Origin of the sequence: Shewanella psychromarinicola (genome assembly GCF_003855155.1) — a bacterium.
Lineage (GTDB): Bacteria > Pseudomonadota > Gammaproteobacteria > Enterobacterales > Shewanellaceae > Shewanella > Shewanella psychromarinicola.
In genome coordinates this window covers 171,087-191,103 of record NZ_CP034073.1, presented here as the reverse complement: position 1 = coordinate 191,103, position 20,017 = coordinate 171,087, and the positions used below count along the sequence as shown (strand labels likewise).

Annotated in this window: 14 protein-coding genes and 1 other RNA gene; 10 read left to right on the top strand and 5 right to left on the bottom strand. The window is 43.8% G+C overall.

Annotated elements, in window-relative coordinates; translation table 11 throughout:
* Nucleotides 1-19: 19 nt before the first annotated feature.
* The 4 genes from EGC80_RS00765 to EGC80_RS00750 all read right to left on the bottom strand — a co-directional run bounded on the left by EGC80_RS00765 (nt 20) and on the right by EGC80_RS00750 (nt 4,952).
* Nucleotides 20-2,440, bottom strand: a complete 2,421-nt coding sequence (locus tag EGC80_RS00765; RefSeq protein WP_233768577.1) for a peptidase associated/transthyretin-like domain-containing protein — start codon at nt 2,438-2,440, stop codon at nt 20-22.
* Nucleotides 2,441-2,507: 67 nt separating this feature from the next.
* Nucleotides 2,508-3,914, bottom strand: a complete 1,407-nt coding sequence (locus tag EGC80_RS00760) for a glycerophosphodiester phosphodiesterase (RefSeq protein ID WP_233768576.1) — start codon at nt 3,912-3,914, stop codon at nt 2,508-2,510.
* 504 nt (nt 3,915-4,418) lie between these two features.
* Nucleotides 4,419-4,600: non-coding RNA, 6S RNA (gene ssrS, locus EGC80_RS00755), on the bottom strand.
* Nucleotides 4,601-4,652: 52 nt separating this feature from the next.
* Nucleotides 4,653-4,952, bottom strand: coding sequence for a cell division protein ZapA (locus tag EGC80_RS00750; protein WP_101032773.1), 300 nt, complete (start codon nt 4,950-4,952; stop codon nt 4,653-4,655).
* A gap of 433 nt (nt 4,953-5,385) precedes the next feature.
* On the opposite strand from EGC80_RS00750, the gene EGC80_RS00745 reads away from it, so the two are divergent.
* From EGC80_RS00745 to EGC80_RS00715, 7 genes are all read left to right on the top strand, one after another.
* Nucleotides 5,386-5,961: a UPF0149 family protein gene (locus EGC80_RS00745; RefSeq protein WP_101032772.1), complete on the top strand. Its 576-nt coding sequence runs from the start codon at nt 5,386-5,388 to the stop codon at nt 5,959-5,961.
* 29 nt (nt 5,962-5,990) lie between these two features.
* Complete coding sequence (gene ubiH, locus EGC80_RS00740; RefSeq protein ID WP_124013525.1) at nt 5,991-7,301, top strand: 2-octaprenyl-6-methoxyphenyl hydroxylase; 1,311 nt, start codon at nt 5,991-5,993, stop codon at nt 7,299-7,301.
* 23 nt (nt 7,302-7,324) lie between these two features.
* The gene (locus EGC80_RS00735; RefSeq protein WP_124013526.1) at nt 7,325-8,542 is read left to right on the top strand and encodes an FAD-dependent oxidoreductase; all 1,218 of its coding nucleotides are present in this window, start codon (nt 7,325-7,327) and stop codon (nt 8,540-8,542) included.
* Nucleotides 8,543-8,767: 225 nt separating this feature from the next.
* A complete protein-coding gene (gene gcvT, locus EGC80_RS00730) occupies nt 8,768-9,862 on the top strand; it encodes a glycine cleavage system aminomethyltransferase GcvT (protein WP_124013527.1) in 1,095 nt (364 codons plus the stop codon).
* A gap of 71 nt (nt 9,863-9,933) precedes the next feature.
* Nucleotides 9,934-10,323, top strand: coding sequence for a glycine cleavage system protein GcvH (gcvH, locus tag EGC80_RS00725; RefSeq protein WP_124013528.1), 390 nt, complete (start codon nt 9,934-9,936; stop codon nt 10,321-10,323).
* A 215-nt stretch (nt 10,324-10,538) separates the two neighbouring features.
* Nucleotides 10,539-13,427 (top strand): aminomethyl-transferring glycine dehydrogenase, encoded by a 2,889-nt coding sequence (gcvP, locus tag EGC80_RS00720; protein ID WP_124013529.1) that lies wholly within the window; start codon nt 10,539-10,541, stop codon nt 13,425-13,427.
* 1,023 nt (nt 13,428-14,450) lie between these two features.
* On the top strand, nt 14,451-16,481 hold the full coding sequence (locus EGC80_RS00715) for a S9 family peptidase (RefSeq protein ID WP_124013530.1): 2,031 nt from the start codon (nt 14,451-14,453) through the stop codon (nt 16,479-16,481).
* Between the two features lie 46 nt (nt 16,482-16,527).
* Here the strand turns inward: EGC80_RS00715 and EGC80_RS00710 are convergent, their stop codons facing one another.
* Nucleotides 16,528-17,220 carry a transposase gene (locus EGC80_RS00710; RefSeq protein ID WP_124013531.1) on the bottom strand — a complete coding sequence of 231 codons (693 nt, stop codon included), beginning with the start codon at nt 17,218-17,220 and terminating at the stop codon, nt 16,528-16,530.
* A gap of 336 nt (nt 17,221-17,556) precedes the next feature.
* Between EGC80_RS00710 and EGC80_RS00705 the strand changes: the two genes are divergently transcribed.
* The 3 genes from EGC80_RS00705 to EGC80_RS00695 all read left to right on the top strand — a co-directional run bounded on the left by EGC80_RS00705 (nt 17,557) and on the right by EGC80_RS00695 (nt 19,997).
* The gene (locus EGC80_RS00705) at nt 17,557-18,261 is read left to right on the top strand and encodes a hypothetical protein (RefSeq protein ID WP_124013532.1); all 705 of its coding nucleotides are present in this window, start codon (nt 17,557-17,559) and stop codon (nt 18,259-18,261) included.
* Nucleotides 18,262-18,539: 278 nt separating this feature from the next.
* Nucleotides 18,540-19,001, top strand: coding sequence for a pentapeptide repeat-containing protein (locus EGC80_RS00700; RefSeq protein WP_124013533.1), 462 nt, complete (start codon nt 18,540-18,542; stop codon nt 18,999-19,001).
* Nucleotides 19,002-19,277: 276 nt separating this feature from the next.
* The gene (locus tag EGC80_RS00695) at nt 19,278-19,997 is read left to right on the top strand and encodes a DUF2971 domain-containing protein (RefSeq protein ID WP_164839401.1); all 720 of its coding nucleotides are present in this window, start codon (nt 19,278-19,280) and stop codon (nt 19,995-19,997) included.
* Nucleotides 19,998-20,017 lie beyond the last annotated feature (20 nt).

Here is a 20,017-nt window from a genome sequence, read left to right as displayed (position 1 = left end):
TTTTTTTACTGTTTTTTTATCATTGACTGGTCACGTCTGCTGCTGACAAATTGATATTAAAATCAGTTTCGTCGGCTTTCAAATACACCCATTCTCTAACGGAAATATGTCCAGGGGCGCTGACTTTTATGTCATAACTGCCCGCGGGTAACATCATGCCTGCTTGATATGTTGGTTTAATATTCATCACTGCCACCTTGGCATTGGCGATATTGTTGTTGATAGTCAGAGGTAATAAGGCGGCTTTCTTAGGCGAGTATTTAGCAAGCTTAGTTGAATCATGTTCAGACATTATTGCTAAATCAAAGCGGTTAATGGGCTCACTGATCGCATTAAATCCTTTGGTGATAAATAAGCCTTGGTCAATGGATGAACCGATAGGTTGCACCATAGGTTGAGTCACTAATAACCATTTAAGCGCGAATGAAATCATGGCTGAATCATTCTTCTCCATTTGTTCAAAAAAGTAATGCAACGCCGATTCTTTCATGGTGTATTGGTTAACGGCCATGGATAAAGGCACCACAAAAATTGCCGCTAATAACAGGATAGATATTGCAGGTTTTATATATCGGTTAGGCTTAGCTTTTGCTGCTGCTCGAGTCCTTTTTACTTGCACGAGTTCTACGGCTTTCATCGGTAACTTTAATAGGGTTAATAGCACCAAGGCTAAGCTAATCGACATGGATATTGGCGGAATAATCGTTGATCTTAAAGCCGACTTACCCGTCGATTCAAAAGCGCCGCCGTCGGCAAACTCAACTTGTTGGGCTTCGAGCACATTAAGATACTCGGTGGTTTTCCGTCGTATATTGGGTTCAATAATTTTCTGTTTAAACTCACGGTTATTCCAATCAGCCAGCGTTGGTTTTACGTAAAGCTCTTTCATTTCATCCTCAATACGCTGTTGGATAACGCCTTGCTGTTGAAATGTCTGCCAGCTTAAATTCGGCGGCATGTCATTGCCTTTAGCCTTCATTTTTGATCGCCACTCACTATCAGCTTGTTGACGCACTTTTTTAGCAACTGCAATGTCAAAGCTATTACGATCGGTCAGTGACCAAGAAGGGGATAAGGTTAAGCCTTTTTGTTTCAGCTTTTTATTCACTTTTATGCTGGTAAGTTCATTTACTCTAAATTCATGAATTGAGTTAATGCCTAATGGATAGCCACCCGACTCTTTAATAAAATCAGGCTCCATTTTTAGCATCAACACGTTTTTATAATGATTCACATCGTTGGTATACACCATACGATGATCTTTAAATCCAGCGTCGCCACCCGTTACGGCATCAGCAGCTTGCATTGCAGTGTAAAGGCCAAATGTCAAAATCCCTGAAATAATGGAATTACCGACGTTTTCAGACGTCGAAATTTCTTCACGAACCAACCAATCATTAGGTGGAATATAAGGCATGCTGTATTTGGCTATTTCTTTGTCATAACCGTTCTGCAGTCGCTCGAAACAACGGTCTTTATTACTGCCACTTTTCTTTTCTGCACATTTATTACGCCGTTCAAAATAATCGTATAATTTAGGGGCTATTTTTTGTGCCCGGGATTCGACCCTGGCTTCATAAGCCTTGGTGCCTTGTTGGTATTGCTCCCAACCTTGCTTTACCTGGTTTTGGGTATCGAGCCAGTAAGCGTCAGATCGTGTTTGTACGCTAGCTAAGGCCTGATTATATTGATTAGAACCTGCAGCATACTCAGTGTATTTTCCCCGTAGGGTCTGGCGGAAATTATCATAGTTAGCGTAGTGTTGATCAAATCGAGACATAGCACGGTCGCGAACAAATTTTTCCATGATCAAGCGCTTTTTCTGTTTTAAATCGTCCACTAATTTATCATCAGCGTATACGAGTCCACCAAACACGGATAAAAACGTTTTTTCGATTGCACTGTGTTTTTTATCGGGGTCGTAATCAATGCCTTCAAATTTTATTGAATTTTCAATCAATGCGCTACGAAGTACTTGCGACAAATAAGCTTGTTGGCGCTCTTCTGGGGTCGATGCATCAATAATAAAATGATCCACTAACCACTTTTGACCAAAAAATACCGTTGGCCAAATAATCACTGCAATTAGGGTGAAATAACCTAAAGCCCGAGTGGCTTTAGCCACTTGTTTACCTTTTAGTAATAAGTCAGCTAAAAGCAGGGTAACGCCAACACCACTGATGGTACGACCAAATAATTCTACCGCCCGTAAGTCTTCCACGCTGGAATTGCGCCCGCCAGCAACATCGGTTAACGCCGCATTAAACACCGCCTCAGGGAATAAATACACTATCGAACAAATGAACATCAACAGCATCCACCAGAAGGGTTTACCCGTGTTAACCATTTGGGCTTCAACAGCTTGTTGTTTTTTAGCTTTGACAGCCGTTGATTGTTGATTTTTCTGTACTTTCTTCAGCTCTTTTTCAGCTGATTCCATCTTCTTTTGCGTCGGGGCAGTGTTAAGCAAATTTGTTGCAAATGGACTTTTGTTATTATCAGTCATATTAATTTTTATTAGCCTGACGACCTGGTAACCTTAAAATAATGGTGTCACCGGTGTCGTTATCAATTATTTCATCAGTAATAGTGGGGAAACCATGTTCCAACAAAGGCGTGGGTATGTTGTTAGGTGTCTTGTTAACCGCAGTGCTATGGATGGCTTTAAGGCCAGAGGTTAATGACAAATAATAACCTTCTGTTTGATAACCAAGCATTTCGTCAAAGCGATCAAAGTCAGCATCTTGGGGTAAAGCGGTAATATAACGACCGACATTACTCAATGCTTGATAACGCTTTTTAGGTACGGCTCTGTTGAATAAACGCTGGCAAATCTTGTAAGGCGTGGCATCCACAATTGCGCCATCGGGTAGCTTATTAGTGGTTAACTTAAGTAATTGTGATTGATGATAATCACTGCCATTAAGCGAATAGGTATAGACCTTCATTCCGAGTTGGTGAGCACGATACTTGACGCTGAGATGCTGCATAAAACTGCGAATGTCTAAGTGTAAACCAGAGTTGCTACCCAGCTTTTTTTGCAATTGGGTTAATGATGATGTTGCGGTGTAGTCTTTATAACGTGAGCGGTAACGTTTAGTGCCGTAGCGACCAGCAAGCTCAAGATTATGTTGATTATCTAAGTAATAGGCATCATTTTTTACACCTTTACGTAAATCTGCGGCTAACTTTTCAACACTGGTAGGGTGTCCACCTTGAATAAAGCCTAAGTAAACCGATGGGTTAATGCCACGTAGCTTGTATAGGACATCTCGTTCTGCCGCAGAATAATAAAATCCACCTAAGCCAATATATTTTCTGAGCATATTATCGAGCTCTACCAGCTTTTGGCCATTGGTATCAGATTTTATTTCTACATTGAGTCGTTGATTTTGGGTGCGATAAGCGCCAAATACTCTAAAGGCTTCTGCAGCCGTTATTGGGCGTTCGTTGAGTAAATTGTTACTGTGTTTATCCCGCAGTTTCAGATTAGCGAACTGCTGAACACTCATGCGATTTAGTTTAAAGCGTTCACCGGTGTAATACACGGTAGCGCGACCTGTTTGACTATCGTGATGATTAACCCAAGTGCCATCTTTGAGTAGCATTACGTCAATTTCGACACTGTTAAAGTTATCGTTCAAGGCCGAAGCAATAGCATTAGCGCTACTTTCTGGTTGACGAAAATCTCCACGGTGCGCCGAAATATCTAACTGGCATTGTGCGGTCGAGACCATTTTGATATTGCCATTGCTAGCCAGATATAAATTGCGATCGCCTAAGCTCAATTGAACATCAATGATATCCAAACCTAGGTTTGCTGCATCAGCAGGCAAATGAGATAACGCAGCAGGAATGATATGACTCGGTTTAACAGGGTCGGGTGTGGATTTACAAGCAGATAAGCTGAACATGAATACAATTAAAATGGTGCAGTAAACCTTGAGATGAGTGGAGCAGCTTGTCATAATCCATATTTACAAGTTATTAATATTAAACACTTTATACAGTAATATACGTTGTAAAACAATCTTAACAATAAAGTAACCTAGTGTCTCCGTCTGAAAGTGTGAAAGCGGGACTGTTTTGTATAAAAAACGGTCGTATTTTATTGGCTATTTGAGCTGAAGGATCAGCGTCACCAAGTTATGTTGTCGATTTATGCACAGCTGGAGGATAAAAGAGATCTTGAGGAGAAAAGAGAGCTTGGATATGAAACAGAGCTGGATATGAAAGAGTGCTTGGATATGAAACAGAGCTGGATATGAAAGTGAGCTGGATATGAAAGAGCTTGGATATGAAACAGTGCTTGGATATAAAAGCGTGCTTGAGGATGAAATAAAGGCACTATCTAAAAAGTGTAACCGAGGTGATCTTCAAAAAATGAGCCTTAAAAAAAGGCTAAATCTGAAATTAGAATGCTCCCCAAAATACCGCTGCTGGCGCAGCCCTTGAACCGTAGGTTCAAGGCGGGTAAATGTTCATTTCCTAAGGCTTCTCGGTATAATCCGAGCATGCACAGTGTCAACGAAAGCATTCACCCTGGGTTTGTAATTATCGGCACAGGGACTTAACCAACTGGCGAATATCTCAGGGAGCAAAACAGGGTAGAATCAAGTTATTCTTAATTCTGAAATCTTAGTTTAGCCTTCCTAGCTGCTTCGTTCAACCAAGGATGTTTCCAACGTTGACTGTAATAACGAAATTCGCTCATCCATTTGCGCCATGTACTGCTTATTCTTTTGCTTTTCTTCGTACAATTCATTACCAATATTGAGTGCGGCCATAATGGCAAGCTCTTCACGGCTTAAGTTGTTGGTCCGAGACTTTAACGTCGTCAGCTGGTTTTCAACTTCTCTGGCTACCGTGCGCAATGCTTCTTCGCGTCCTTTAGGACATCCGATGGAGTAGGTGCGCCCTAATAGGGTAATATCAACAGCACTGTTACTCATAATGTCGCCGCAGATCCTCAGTTAACCTCACTCGGGTTAAAGAGATGGGGTAAACAAGTAAAAATCATAAAATTTGACATATTTCATATCAAACTTGTCATTTGTTTTGCTAACCAGGCGTCTTGTGCAATTAATCGCTGCGCCAATAACAGGTCTATTATAAGTCAGTGTAGCGCAGTTAGCGGGACAAAAGACTGTTTGATAACCGTTTATTATTCCGAGCTGATGTTAGTAAAGTTCAGCATGTGAGCGAACTATATAGGGCTGAATTTAAAAGCGCAAGGCAACAGTATCCCTTTTTAACTATTTGCTGTTTGTGTGAACAAATCTGCTTCAGTCCCTGTATAATTGGGGCACAATACACGCTCGCATTTGGAGCATCATACTATCTCTGCTAGCATTGAAGCAGATATAGCGCTATTAGGAATTAACCATGGCAATCCCACCTTCATTATGTATTGAAAAACTAAAACAGGCATTAGATTACGCTGAAGTAGGCCAACATCCAGTAGAAGTGCACGGTGCACTTGTTGGGCTAATTTGTGGTGGCGTAAAACAAGAGAATTTTGCGTGGTTAACGCCGTTAGTTGAGTTAATGAACGACGGTCAGCCGCTAGAAGCGAACTTACAAAAGTTGATCAGTGAGTTGTATCAAGACACGGTGACACGCTTAGTCGATTTTGAATTTGGCTTTACCTTGTTACTGCCAGAAGAAGAAGTGCCGCTGAGCGAGCGCGTTGAAGCGTTAGCTTTGTGGACCCAAAGCTTCTTAACCGGCATTGCCATTATTCAACCGCAGCTAGCAAAAGCATCATCTGATGTGCGTGAAGTGATTAAAGACCTTGCTGATATTGCCCAAGTAGAATTTGATGTTGGTGATGACGAAGAATCCGAAGTCGCCTACGTTGAACTGCAAGAATTTGTCAGAATGTCGGCTATTTTATGCTATTCAGAGTTCGGTTTAGACATGCCTTTACATGACACCGACGAGCATTCAAATTTTCACTAATATTTTTGGTATAGGCAGTAACGCAGCGTATGACCTCAGCACACACCTCCACACAACCACTTGCCGTTGATATTGCCATTGTGGGTGGCGCCATGGCAGGAGCCACGTTAGCCTTAGGGTTAGCTAAGTTATCTGCCACCTTGTCGCGTCCGCTGCGCATTGCCTTAATCGAAGCCCACGTTGCCAACCATAATCACCCAGGCTTTGATGCTCGCTCCATTGCCGTTGCTCACGGTTCTGTTTTTGAACTCACTCGTTTAGGCATTTGGCCTAAGTTGCAGCATCTTGGCACTGCAATTGAAAATATTCATGTTTCCGATCGCGGTCACTTTGGCATGACCGAGCTCAATGCTAAACCGCTTGGGTTAGATGCATTAGGCCAGGTGGTTGAATTAGCCCAAGTGGGCAAAGTGTTGTTTGAGCAACTGGCTCAATCCGCTGTTAGGGTATTTTGTCCGGCCAAAGTCACCCAGATACTGGCTCAAACAAGCGGCCACTTATTAACCTTAGATAACGGCACTCAATTGCATTGCCAGTTATTGGTGGCAGCAGATGGTGCCAATTCGGTCGTGCGCCAACATCTGGGCCAACCAACAGAAAAAATCGATTTTGATCAAACGGCTATAGTCGCTAATATCACCACAGATCAAGCCCATCAGCATTGGGCTTACGAACGCTTCACTCAAACCGGCCCGCTGGCACTTTTACCTATGTCATCAGCGTCTAATTCATTCAAGTCTAATTCATTCAAGTCTAAGTCATTCGCGTCTAAGTCTTCAGCAACGCCGACCCAATCACGTTTTTCAGTCGTGTGGGCATTACCGCCCGCACAAGCCCATGAATTAGTCAACGGCGACAAAACTGAATTTTTAGCCGCCTTACAACAAGCGTTTGGTCACCGAGCGGGTCGTTTTGTCGACGTCGGTCAACGGGTGAGTTATCCACTAACGTTATCGTATATGCCAAGGCCTGTTTACCATCGTTGTATCTTTGTCGGTAACGCCGCGCAAACCCTACATCCTATTGCCGGACAAGGCTTTAACTTAGGTTTACGTGATGTAGTGGGGTTACTCAATGTACTTGAACAGGCCTTTAGTGCGCATCAATTAACCAATAGCTCAACCCAGGTCGATGTCGGCAGCAGCGCCATCGTGCATCAATATTTAGTCGATCGCCAAGCCGATCGCGACAGCACACTTCGCAATATCGAATTTTTAGTGCGTGGTTTTTCCAATCAATATTGGCCGCTGGTGGCGGGGCGCAATGTCGGTTTGCGTTTATTGTCTTGGTTACCCCCACTCAAACGTCCCGTTGCTCAAACCGCAATGGGTTGGCGTTAACTCTTTTAAGGTAAGGATTGACCATGTATTCAACTCAAACATATGATGTTGCCATCGTCGGAGGTGGCATGGTCGGGCTCGCTACCGCAATCGGTTTAGCCAACGCCGACCTTAATGTCGTGGTCATCGATGCTGGCACAATTCAAGCGGTCAGTGGCGAGCCTAAATTGCGTGTCAGTGCCATTAACAAAGCCAGCCAGCAATTGCTACAAAACCTCAGTGCGTGGCAATATCTCGATGACAATCGTGTCAGCCCTTACCAAAAAATGTCGGTGTGGGACAAAGACGGCCTAGGCAAAATTGAATTTGACGCCCACAGCATCAGCGAAACGCATTTAGGCTCGATTATCGAAAACGATGCCATCAGCTATGCCCTTGCCAAACGTGCGAGTGAGATCAGTAATTTAACCCATTTAGAAGGCCAACGCCTTGAACGTATAGCCTTTGGCGAACGCGAAGCTTGGCTTACCTTAGCCAGTGGCGACAACATTAGCGCCGCCGTGGTGGTGGCTGCCGATGGTGCCAACTCATGGGTGCGCCAGCAATGCAGTATTCCGCTGACATTCTGGGACTACGGTCACCATGCCATTGTCGCCACAGTGCGCACCGAACTCGCCCATGACGCCACCGCCAGACAAGCCTTTTTACCCGGCGGCCCATTAGCTATGTTGCCCTTGTATGACGACCATTTATGTTCAATTGTGTGGTCGGTGTCGCCCGATCAAGCCAAGCAATTATTAGCGCTTGATGAGGTTGAGTTTTCAAAAGCATTAACCGCCGCGCTCGATGGTCGTTTAGGCTTGTGCCAAGTGATCAGCGAGCGTCAATCATTTCCACTGCGGATGCGTTATGCGCGCCATTTTGCGCGCCACCGTTTAGTGCTGGCCGGTGACGCCGCCCATACCATTCATCCGTTAGCCGGCCAAGGGGTTAACTTAGGCTTTTTAGACGCTGCCAGTATCATCGACACCTTTACCCAATTGCATGAGCAAGGCAAAGACTTAGGCGAATATAGCCATTTACGCGCCCTTGAACGTTGGCGTAAAGCTGAAGCCATGGAAATGATAGCCACCATGGAAGGCTTTAAAAGACTGTTTGCCGGCAGCAATCCGCTTAAAAAAGCCATGCGCGACATCGGCCTAACCCTAGTTGATAATGTCGCTGGACTGAAAACAGTGTTCATCAAACAGGCTATGGGTAACAAAATGACATTACCTAAACTTTGTCGTGAGCCAATTTAATCATAGCTAATGTAGAAACTTGTTTAATATCAGGTAGCACAGTTAAATCAGTTATTTTATTGTAAATAATTATGTAAAAAAATTATGCCAATAGATTAGCTAAACTAATGCGACTGGACTCGGATTAGAAAATTCTTTTGTATACAAATTGGGTCTGCGGAGTATAATTTTGTTCGCATTTTATCAAATACCTACATAAGAAAGGCCTCAAAAAAAGGGATAATAATGGCTAGCAAAACAGTACTTTTTAACAAGCATTTACAATCAAACGCCAAAATGGTCGATTTCCATGGTTGGGAAATGCCGATTAACTACGGCTCTCAAATCGAAGAGCACCACGCAGTACGTCAAGACGCAGGCATGTTTGACGTGTCTCACATGACCGTAGTTGACGTTACCGGCAGCGATGCTTGTGCCTTCTTACGTAAGTTACTTGCTAACGATGTCGCCAAACTTACCGTACCGGGTAAAGCCCTTTATGGCGGAATGCTAGACGAAAACGCTGGTATCATCGACGACCTTATCACCTACTACTTAACCGACACCCATTACCGCGTAGTGGTTAACTCCGCTACTCGCGACAAAGACCTCGCCTGGATCAACACACAAGCCGCCGCGTTTGATGTTGTGGTTAGCGAACGTCCAGAATTGTCGATGATTGCCGTACAAGGCCCTAACGCGAAAGCGAAAGCCGCTAGCGTATTCACCGCCGATCAAAATGCTGCTATTGCAGGCATGAAGCCATTCTTTGGTGTGCAGTCAGGCAGTTTATTTATTGCCACCACAGGTTACACCGGTGAAGTTGGCTACGAAATCATTGTCCCAGAAGCTGAAGCCGAAGCCCTATGGCAAGCACTCTTAGAGGCAGGCGTTAAGCCGTGTGGTCTTGGTGCCCGCGACACATTACGCTTAGAAGCGGGCATGAATCTATACGGCCAAGACATGGACGAGTCAATCAATCCACTGGCTGCTAATATGGGCTGGACCGTTGCGTGGGAGCCAAGCGATCGTGACTTTATCGGCCGCGAAGCGTTAACCGCGATTAAAGCGGCAGGCACGACAAAGTTAGTTGGTTTGGTCATGGAAGAAAAGGGCGTGTTACGCCATGATATGGCGGTATTTTTTACCGATGCAGACGGTGTTGAACACCAAGGTGTGATCACCAGTGGTTCGTTTTCGCCAACGTTAGGCTATTCTATCGCCATGGCCCGTGTACCCAATGGTATTGGTGCCACAGCTAAAGTTGAAATGCGTAAAAAACGCGTGACCGTAAAAGTCATCGCCCCAAGTTTTGTGCGCAATGGTAAACAAGCCTTCTAATGATAGTGGCGTGTTACCGACACCGAATTTATTGATTAAGTCTTTGAACATCAGATTAAGGAACAGCAACAATGAGCACTATTCCGGCAGAATTGAAATATGCATCTTCACACGAATGGATCCGTAAAGAATCAGACGGTAGCTACACAGTAGGTATCACTGAGCATGCTCAAGAGCTTCTTGGTGACATGGTATTCGTAGAATTACCAGATGTAGGCGATACCGTTACCGCCGGTGAAGATTGTGCAGTAGCAGAATCAGTCAAAGCGGCTTCAGACATCTACGCACCGATTTCTGGTGAAGTGATTGCCGTAAACGAATCATTAGAAGATTCACCAGAACTGGTCAACAGTGACGCTTTTGGTGAAGGTTGGTTCTTCCGTGTTATGCCTTCTCTTGAAGCCGAAGTTGATGCATTGCTCGATGCCGACGGTTATCAAGAAGTCATTGACCAAGAATAATCACCCATAACACTAGAAGCTCCCTAGGGAGCTTCTTTGTTATATGAAGCTAAAAATGTTGCGCCGATAATCTCTAACCCGTGGCAGCTAAAAAGCCAATGACGAGGCCGCAACATCATAAACCGTAAACAGGTTATTCACGTATTACCCATTTTCACCCTAATCCAGTTATGTGCCCTACCGCCTCAACTGGTCGATTTGGAACAAGGTTTAATATGACCAAGCAAACCCTGACACAACTAGAACAGCACGAACTTTTCCTGACGCGCCACATCGGCCCAAATGCAGAACAACAACAAGACATGTTGAACTTCATTGGCGCAGAGTCGCTAGACGATCTGACCGCCCAAACGGTCCCAGGCAAAATTCGCTTACCCCAAGAGCTCACCATAGGTGATTCCTGTGGCGAAGCCGAAGGTATCGCCTATATCCGTAACATAGCAGATAAAAATACAGTCTTTAAAAGCTATATCGGTATGGGTTACTACGGCGTGCAAGTGCCTAATGTCATTTTGCGTAATGTGTTTGAAAACCCAGGTTGGTACACGGCTTACACGCCGTACCAGCCAGAAATCGCCCAAGGCCGTTTAGAAGCCACGTTAAACTTCCAGCAAGTGTCAATGGACCTTACCGGTCTTGATCTTGCCTCTGCATCATTATTAGATGAAGCAACCGCAGCAGCAGAAGCCATGGCATTAGCCAAGCGCGTCTCTAAAGCCAAAAAAGCCAACATCTTCTTTGTTGCCGACGACGTATTCCCGCAAACCCTCGACGTAGTCAAAACTCGCGCCGAATGCTTTGGTTTTGACGTGGTCGTTGGCCCAGCAAAAGAGGCAGTAAATTACGAATTATTTGGTGCCTTGTTCCAGTACACCAACCGTATTGGTCAAATCACCGACTACACTGAGTTATTTACTCAGTTACGTGACAAAAAAGTGGTGGTTACCGTTGCCGCCGACATTATGTCGTTATTACTGCTTAAATCACCGGGCGTCATGGGCGCAGATGTGGTGTTTGGTAGCGCGCAACGTTTTGGGGTACCCATGGGATACGGCGGACCTCACGCGGCCTTTTTCGTGGCCCGTGATGAGCACAAACGTTCAATGCCAGGTCGCATTATTGGTGTGTCAAAAGACCGCCGCGGCAACAGCGCATTACGCATGGCCATGCAAACCCGCGAGCAACATATTCGCCGCGAAAAAGCTAACTCAAACATTTGTACGGCGCAAACCTTATTAGCCAACATGGTGTCGTTTTATGCGGTATTCCACGGCCCACATGGCTTAAAAACCATCGCATCACGCATTCACCGTTTTGCCGACATTTTAGCCGCAGGCTTAAGCGCTAAAGGCTTAACCTTAGCGAACACTTCATGGTTCGACACCATCAGTGTTAAAGGTGCCGACGTTGCAGCGATTAACGCCCGTGCATTAGCGGCCAAGTTAAACTTACGCATCGACGCCGACGGCGCATTTGGGGTGAGTTTTGACGAAACCACTACTCGCCAGGATCTGGTGGTATTGTTTGATGTGATTTTAGGTGCTGGCCATGGCATAGATGTCGCCACATTAGATGGCGCCATTGTGGCCAATGGCAGTCAGTCAATCCCACAAGCATTAGTACGTCAAGACGCGGTATTAACTCATCCAACATTTAATCGCTACCAAAGCGAAACCGAGATGATGCGTTATATCAAGCGTCTGGAAAACAAAGATTTAGCCCTAAACCACTCAATGATCTCGTTAGGTTCATGCACCATGAAGCTCAACGCCGCAGTGGAAATGCTACCGGTAAGCTGGCCAGAATTTGCTAACATGCACCCATTTTGCCCACTTGACCAAGCACAAGGTTACACTCAGTTAATTAATGAGTTGTCTGAGTTTTTAGTCAACATCACCGGTTACGATGCCGTGTGTATTCAACCTAACTCAGGTGCACAAGGCGAATACGCCGGTCTATTAGCGATTAAGAAATACCACGAGTCTCGCGGCGACGCGCACCGTAACATTTGCTTAATCCCGCAATCGGCTCATGGCACCAACCCTGCATCGGCACAACTTGCTGGTATGAAGGTTGTGGTCACGGCGTGCGACAAGCAAGGCAACGTTGATTTAGACGATTTACGCACTAAAGCGGCCGAGCTTGCCGACAGCTTATCGTGCATCATGATCACATACCCATCGACCCACGGTGTGTACGAAGAATCAATCCGCGAAGTGTGCGACATCGTCCATCAATATGGCGGTCAAGTGTATTTGGACGGCGCCAACATGAACGCCCAGGTTGGCTTAACCTCACCAGGCTTTATCGGCGCAGACGTATCGCATTTAAACCTACATAAAACCTTTGCTATCCCGCACGGCGGTGGTGGTCCTGGTATGGGCCCAATCGGGGTTAAAGCGCACCTTGCGCCATTTGTAGCAGGCCACGTAGTGGTTAAGCCTGGCCGCGAAAGCGACCACAACGGCGCAGTATCTGCTGCACCTTATGGCAGCGCTAGCATCCTGCCAATCAGCTGGATGTACATTAAGCTGTTAGGCACTAAGGGTGTGAAGCAATCAACCCAAACGGCGCTATTAAACGCTAACTACATCATGAAAAAGCTGTCAGCACATTACCCTGTGTTGTTCACCGGCCGTAACGAGCGCGTTGCCCACGAATGTATTATCGACTTACGTCCATTGAAAGAAATCTCTGGCGTAACCGAAATGGATATCGCTAAGCGTCTTAACGATTATGGTTTCCACTCACCCACCATGAGTTTCCCGGTAGCGGGCACCTTGATGATTGAGCCTACGGAATCTGAGTCTAAGGTTGAGTTGGACAGGTTTATCGAAGCGATGATCTCTATTCGCGGCGAAGTGGCTAAAGTCGCTGCAGGCGAGTGGCCAGTGGACAATAACCCACTGCATAATGCACCTCACACCCTGGCTGATATTATGGACCCAGAGTTTGATTCACGTCCGTACAGTCGTGAAGTGGCCGTGTTCCCAACGGCGGCGGTTAAGGCGAATAAGTTTTGGCCAACGGTTAATCGTATTGATGATGTTTATGGGGATCGCAACCTCATGTGCTCGTGTGTCCCAATTTCAGACTACGAATAAATGATAATGACTACTTGGCCTCGATAATACGGCGTCAGCCGACACTTTTCTCTTCTCATTGACACCAGTCAACTCCGAGGAGAAAAGCATCGGCTTCCTTGTCTTCTCATCGGCAGTAACGCCATTATCGTGGTAGTAGACTTCATTTAGCATTTTGAGTAAAAACATTAAAAAAGCGAACCGATTGGTTCGCTTTTTTGTTAGCTCCTTGGTCTCGATAATACGGCGTTAACCGAGAGTTTTCGCATAGCTCGAAATAAGGAGTTTGACACCAGTCAACTCCGCGGCGAAAACCTCAAACTTCATTGCCTTATCATCGCCAGCGACGCAATTATGGTGGTAGTGGGCTTCATTGAAATCTTCTGAGTAAGAGCATTAAAAAAGCGAACCTTTGGGTTCGTTTTTTATTGGTTGTTTAGTCTAGCTATTACGGAATTGAACCTCGGCTCCAGAAAGCTCATCACAAAGAGTTTGACACCAGTCAACTCCGCGCTAGAGCCTTCGGTTCGCCAGCGACGCAATTATGGTGGTAGTGGGCTTCATTTGAAGTTTTAGAATTTAAAAGCGACCGAAAGGTCGCTTTTTTGTCTTCGATACTCAGGAATGTTTATATTGACGTCATTCCGGCAATGCTTTTGAGCCGGAATCCAAGTGTTTGCTTATGCTTTTTTGCACCTATGGCCTGCAGCACTAAAAGCGTGGCCAATTTTACCTGACCACTACAGTTTGCATGTTTGGGATCCCTCACGCTCTGTCTCCCACTTATTAACTCCACTTATTTACCCCATTTATTACTTATTCGCGTCTTTATTACCGGTTTTATTATTCAAAACAATTAATTTGTAAACAGCTGCTACAGTCCGTTGTTATTCGTATCTTTTAACGGGCTTTGCTCGCTATACTGGGGCGGCAGTATGTGCTGGTTTTTGAATGGGAACGAACGGTTGTTACCCAGCCAAACGCTGTTGCATATCAACTCATAAAAATGACTACGAACTCATTCTGAATGAAGGAGAAGCTCTCGTGAAAAAAGTAGGGATTCTAATACTGTGTTTGTTGATGCCAATGACATCAGCTTTTGCAGAGCAAACCAAAACATTATCGGCAGAGGTGCTTTGGCAACTCAAGCGTATCGGTAGTCCGATTGTTTCACCCCAAGGTGATCATATTATTGCTGCCGTCACTGAGTACGACATACCAGAAGATAAAGGCACGACTCAGCTATGGTCGTTTGCAAAAGATGGCTCAGGCCAGCGTGCACTTACTGCAAAAGGCTTACGCGCTAGTGAGCCTGTGTTTTCTCCAGACGGAAAAACCTTAGCTTTTGTTAGTAAACGCGACAAAGATGAAGCAGGGCAAATCTACTTACTACCAATGAATGGACCGGGCGAAGCGCAACGCTTAACTGAGGTTCCCGGTGGCGTGCATGGTATTAAGTGGGTTGGTGAGCACATTTACTTCATTAGCCGTATTTTTCCAGGCAAAGACTGGGAACAAATGACCGAGCAGCTCAAAGCTGATAAAGACGATAAGGTCTCCGCCCACCAGTGGAACGCACTGCCTTATTCACATTTTGACCATTGGATTGATGAAGAAAGAGAGGCACATGTTTTTCGTATTTCAGCCAAAGGTGGAGACGTTGAAGCCGTCACCCAACCACTGAAAAAGCAATTGCCACGTTCTTCACAAAACGCTGGCAGCTACGATATCGACCCAAGCGAACGTTGGATTGCTTTTAACTCAAACGGCTCCGCTAACCAAGTTGACCCTAAAATTGATGTATTTCTTGCTAAAATCGGTAGCGGAAAATATGAAAATTTAACTCCGAACAATCAAGCACCTGATAGTGAACCTAAATTTAGTCCCGATGGTAAAACACTTGCATTCACCCGCCAATTAATTCATGGCTTCTACGGTGACACTTCGAGCTTGGTGTTGTTCGATATGGACAAACGTAGCGAACGTGTAGTGACCAAAGATTGGGACCGATCTGTTTCTAAATATCTCTGGACGCCAGATAGTAAGGGGTTTTATGCATCAATAGCCGATGCAGCCACAAACCGCATTTACTACATCAATGCTAAAAATGGCCAAGTTAGACAAGTCACCAATAATACCGATTTTGGCAAACCCTCTATCGCCAAAGACGGTACTTTGGTTGCCGCCAATCAAAGTTTTTTACATCCCGCACGCGTGGTGAAGATTGACTCCAGCAATGGAAAAATAACGCGTTTAGATAGCTTTAACGATGATGTATTGGCCAATGTGGACATGGGTACTTATGAGTCGGTGACTTATAAAGGTTATAACGGAGATGATATCCAGATGTGGGTGCACTACCCGCCGGGGTTTGATAAAACCAAAAAATACCCACTGATGATGTTGATCCACGGTGGTCCTCACGGTGCGATTTCAGACAGCTTCCATTACCGTTGGAATGCGCAAACGTTCTCTTCTTGGGGTTACGTGACCGCTTGGCCTAATTTCCACGGCTCAGGCAGCTTCGGCCAGAAATTTACTGACAGTATTAACCCTGACTGGAAGAACAAGTCGCTCGAGGATATCTACAAAGCAACAGATTGGTTTAAGAGCAAAGACTGGATTGATAGCGAACGTTTAGTCGCTGGTGGTGGTAGTTATGGGGGTTACTTAAGCTCAATTATTTTGGGGCAAAAAGATAACCCGTTCAATGCACTGTTTATCCACGCAGCGGTGTATAACATGTACTCACAAATGGCGGGGGATTTCGCGGTACACAGTACGCGTTTTGGTAGTTTTTGGGAAAAACCTGAAATTTATAAATCTATATCACCTCACTATGGCGCAGCCAATTTTGATACGCCAACCTTGGTTATCCACGGTCAGTTAGACCAACGAGTGCCCGTAGGACAAGGGTTTGAGTTATTCCGTACATTGCAAACCAAAGGTATTGAGTCGCGAATGATTTACTTCCCTGATGAGAATCACTGGGTGCTGAAGCCAAATAACTCGATTTATTGGTATGGCCAAGTGAAGGACTGGATGACTCGTTTTGCAGAGCCCGGTGGTAAGTAAAACCGTTCGCACTTAACATCGCGGATAAGTGGGGTCAGAGTAAACTTTATTCTATCACCTTAAAAGGGCGTCCCATTTTCTTTGGATGCATGCTTTTCCCCGTTAGTTTTTCTATTTGGTCTTTAAATGTGTCGCTGCCGATTACCATGCCTTTATTGGTTGCTTGACGAATATCGTTAATCATTTTTGCATCTAATTGATGTTGAAATAGGGCTCGGTAAGATGATTGCCTTGCTTGAGAGTCGTTGCTTATTGAAAGGTAAACCTGATGTGGAGTACAAAGCTGAGAGGTTTTACCTAGGGCGTTAATTTGATAGCTCGACCATATATATTCGGCAGGGTCATTAACCATATTCGCTCTTACAGGGTTGAGTTCAATATAACGATATAGTTGGATTAAGTACTCTTCAGTTTGCACTAAGCAAGACTTGAAACGACCTTCCCAAAGTGTCCCGGTACGTTTGTATGTGTAATTAAAATACCTCACATATTGTCTACCAAGTGATTGCATCATAAGGCTAACAGCATTCGCTTTTTGAGGAGTACAAAGCAAATGAACATGATTTGTCATAAATACCCACGCGTGAATATCGACATGAAATTTACGTGAGTATTCTTTTAGCCAGCCTGCATAGGCTCTGAAATCTTGTTCAGACGTGAAGCAAACATGGCGATTATTACCTCGCTGAATAAGGTGTTGAGGAATACCTATGGGGCAGACTCTAGGTTTTCTAGGCATGTGCAAGATCCATTTGCAAAGTGACTTGAGTTAAAGAGTATAGCTGACAATTTTAAGTTTACTCTGACCCCATTTATATAATTTTAAGTTTACTCTGACCCCATTTACATACTTCAGCCATTTTATAAATACAACTAGACGTAATCGAGAACCTTTGAACACAGGGTTTTTTATTTGAGTGTAAGAGTCATTAAATAGCTTTACTTCAAAGACATATAAAATGTAAGGTTATGCTCATCAATAACTTAAATTGTCGGCTTTATCGGTCGAGTCGTTCAATAAGCTGTTAGATTTTTTTAGCAATCAGCAAATATTTCATCAGGAAAGGGAACAAAGTTGCAATCGACATATAGAGATAAAATTGACCACGCTTTCGTGTTGAATGAAAGCGATTTACGAAATGCGTGGCGTAAGTTAGAAACTTATGGTCGCAGTGTAACTGCAATTGTTCAGTTTAGTGACAAGGTTGAAAGAGAAGTAGAGACAATTGAAGATTTAATCGGTTTCGAAAACTCAAAGAAAAGATCTATCTTAAGTATCGAGCTGAAATCTCGTCCAGATGACCGTAATAGCATTACTAGCATTGAGTTTGATAGTTCCAAATACCGCACAATAACTGTCAATGCTACTGGAGATGATGAGTTAGTTACGCGAATAAGTGGTGAGTTTTCAGAGTTTATTTGTGGTCTAAAGCCATGGTACTCATCAATAAGTCGCCTAGATGTATTTTGGTTGGTCTATGTGCCAGTTGCTTTGGCTTTAATGATAACTGATATGATGCATGCTTCCAATTCCGAAGGTGTCGCTCTTACGTTCAAACAGAGTGCTACAGCCATTGCTATATTAGCTCTAATAGGTACTGCATTGTATTTTTCCCATAAGCTATTAAATAAATGGAAAAACTACCTCTTTCCCATAGCTAGCTTTGCTATTGGTCAAGGTGTCAAAAGGTATGAAACTCAAGACAAGTTCAGGTTTACAGTAGTTATTGGTTTTATCGTTTCAATCGCAGCTTCTATATTTTTGGGGCTCTTTAGCTAAAACCTAACAAATTGTTCAAGAGTGATTCGGCAAGCGTGGCATTTTACTAAAGGCGAAACATGGCCACAACGATTTCTTTACGGTTGATGTTGACACCTTTAACTCGCAATTTACGTTTTTTATTTAAGTGTAAGAGTTATTAAATTGCTTTACTTCAAAGCATCAATAATGTGTGGCAATATTAAGCTGAGTACATGTTGTCGGAGTCGTGTTCCGTCGCATATCAAACCAGCCGTAAATGCGGACATTAGGCTATTTCAATTACAAGGAGTTCATCTATGCGCAATAAAAGTAAAAGTCGTCCTGAACATAGTAAAGTCGATTGGAGAAATTTGGTTAAGGATGGGGAGAGTTTCCGTAAGTTTAAGTTTTTTAGTGCGCGATTTGAGTTTAGTAAATTAACTAATTGTAATTTTTCTGCGGTTTCTGCAAAACGTTCATGTTTTATTAAAGCAGACTTATCAGGAAGTGATTTTACAGGAGCAAATTTGGAAGGCGCTAATTTTGGAGGCGCAAACTTAACAAATGTTAATTTTAAAGGTGCAGTTTTAAAACATACAAATTTTGAAAATGCCAATGTTGTTGGGGCAAACTTTCTTAATGCGAGTATTAAGATGGCTAAAAAGCTAAAACTATCAGATGCTCAAATACGTGAAATTGAAGAAGCAAATCAAGCGCAAAAAGATAGAACCGCTGCGGATCTTGCAGCAAGGAAAGCAAAAAAATCGCTGAATCAATAATATAGCCATACAAGTAGCTAAACGGAAAATGAACAGTTGGCCATCGTTTCGTGATTATACGAAACATGGCCACCCATGATTATTTTTACATTTGACGTTGACACTTTTAATGTGCAATTTACGTTTTTAATTTGAGTGTAAGAGGCATTAAATTGCTTACTTCAAAGCTATAGAGAATGTAGGATGATATTAATCAATAACTTAAGCGGTCGGCTTTATAGGTCGAGCAGTTCAGTAAGCTGTTAGGGCACATAGTTCTATGCGTGAATGTCGAATATGAAAAATTACATTAATATTGATGTAGCTGATATAGATAAGAAAATCTACCGAGTAATGACAGTAGAGCGCTTGCTTGAAATGTTCGAAACAAGCCAAAATGTCTTAGTGCAACCCAGCCTGTGGGATGACCCATTTGAAAACTTCTTATTTAATACTCCAGTTCTTAGAAAAAATGGAGATGAGTATATTTCGATACTCAGAGATAGAGCATACGGGCAATGTTGGTCACTGAATATCGAGAGTGATGCCATGTGGCGAATATACTCGCCTGGAAAAAATGGAGTGAAAATTCAAACGACGGTGAGGGACTTATTTAACTCGCTGTACCGCAGTGTTTCTGAATACCCAAAGATCTCGTGCTTTATAGGTAAGGTTGATTATCATTCAAAAAGCAAACTAACCAGTTTAGCCAAAGAAGTACGTGATAATGGAGGACACATTGGGGGAAGCTTCAACCAAGCCAAATCGTTGTTGATGAAACGCGTAGCCTTCAAGCATGAAAAAGAGGTTCGCCTAATTTACCTTGATCCCAAAAACAGTACAGAGAGAAATATATATCCATATCACTTTAATCCACTGCTAAACGTGAAATCTATGACGTTCGACCCTAGAATGAATGAAAGCTTATATAGGGTCTATAAGAAACATATTGAAAGCTTAGGGTTTTCAGGGAAAATCATTCAATCAGGCTTGTATAAAGAATTGAAGCTAATATGAGTGTCCAGAGAAAGAGCCCT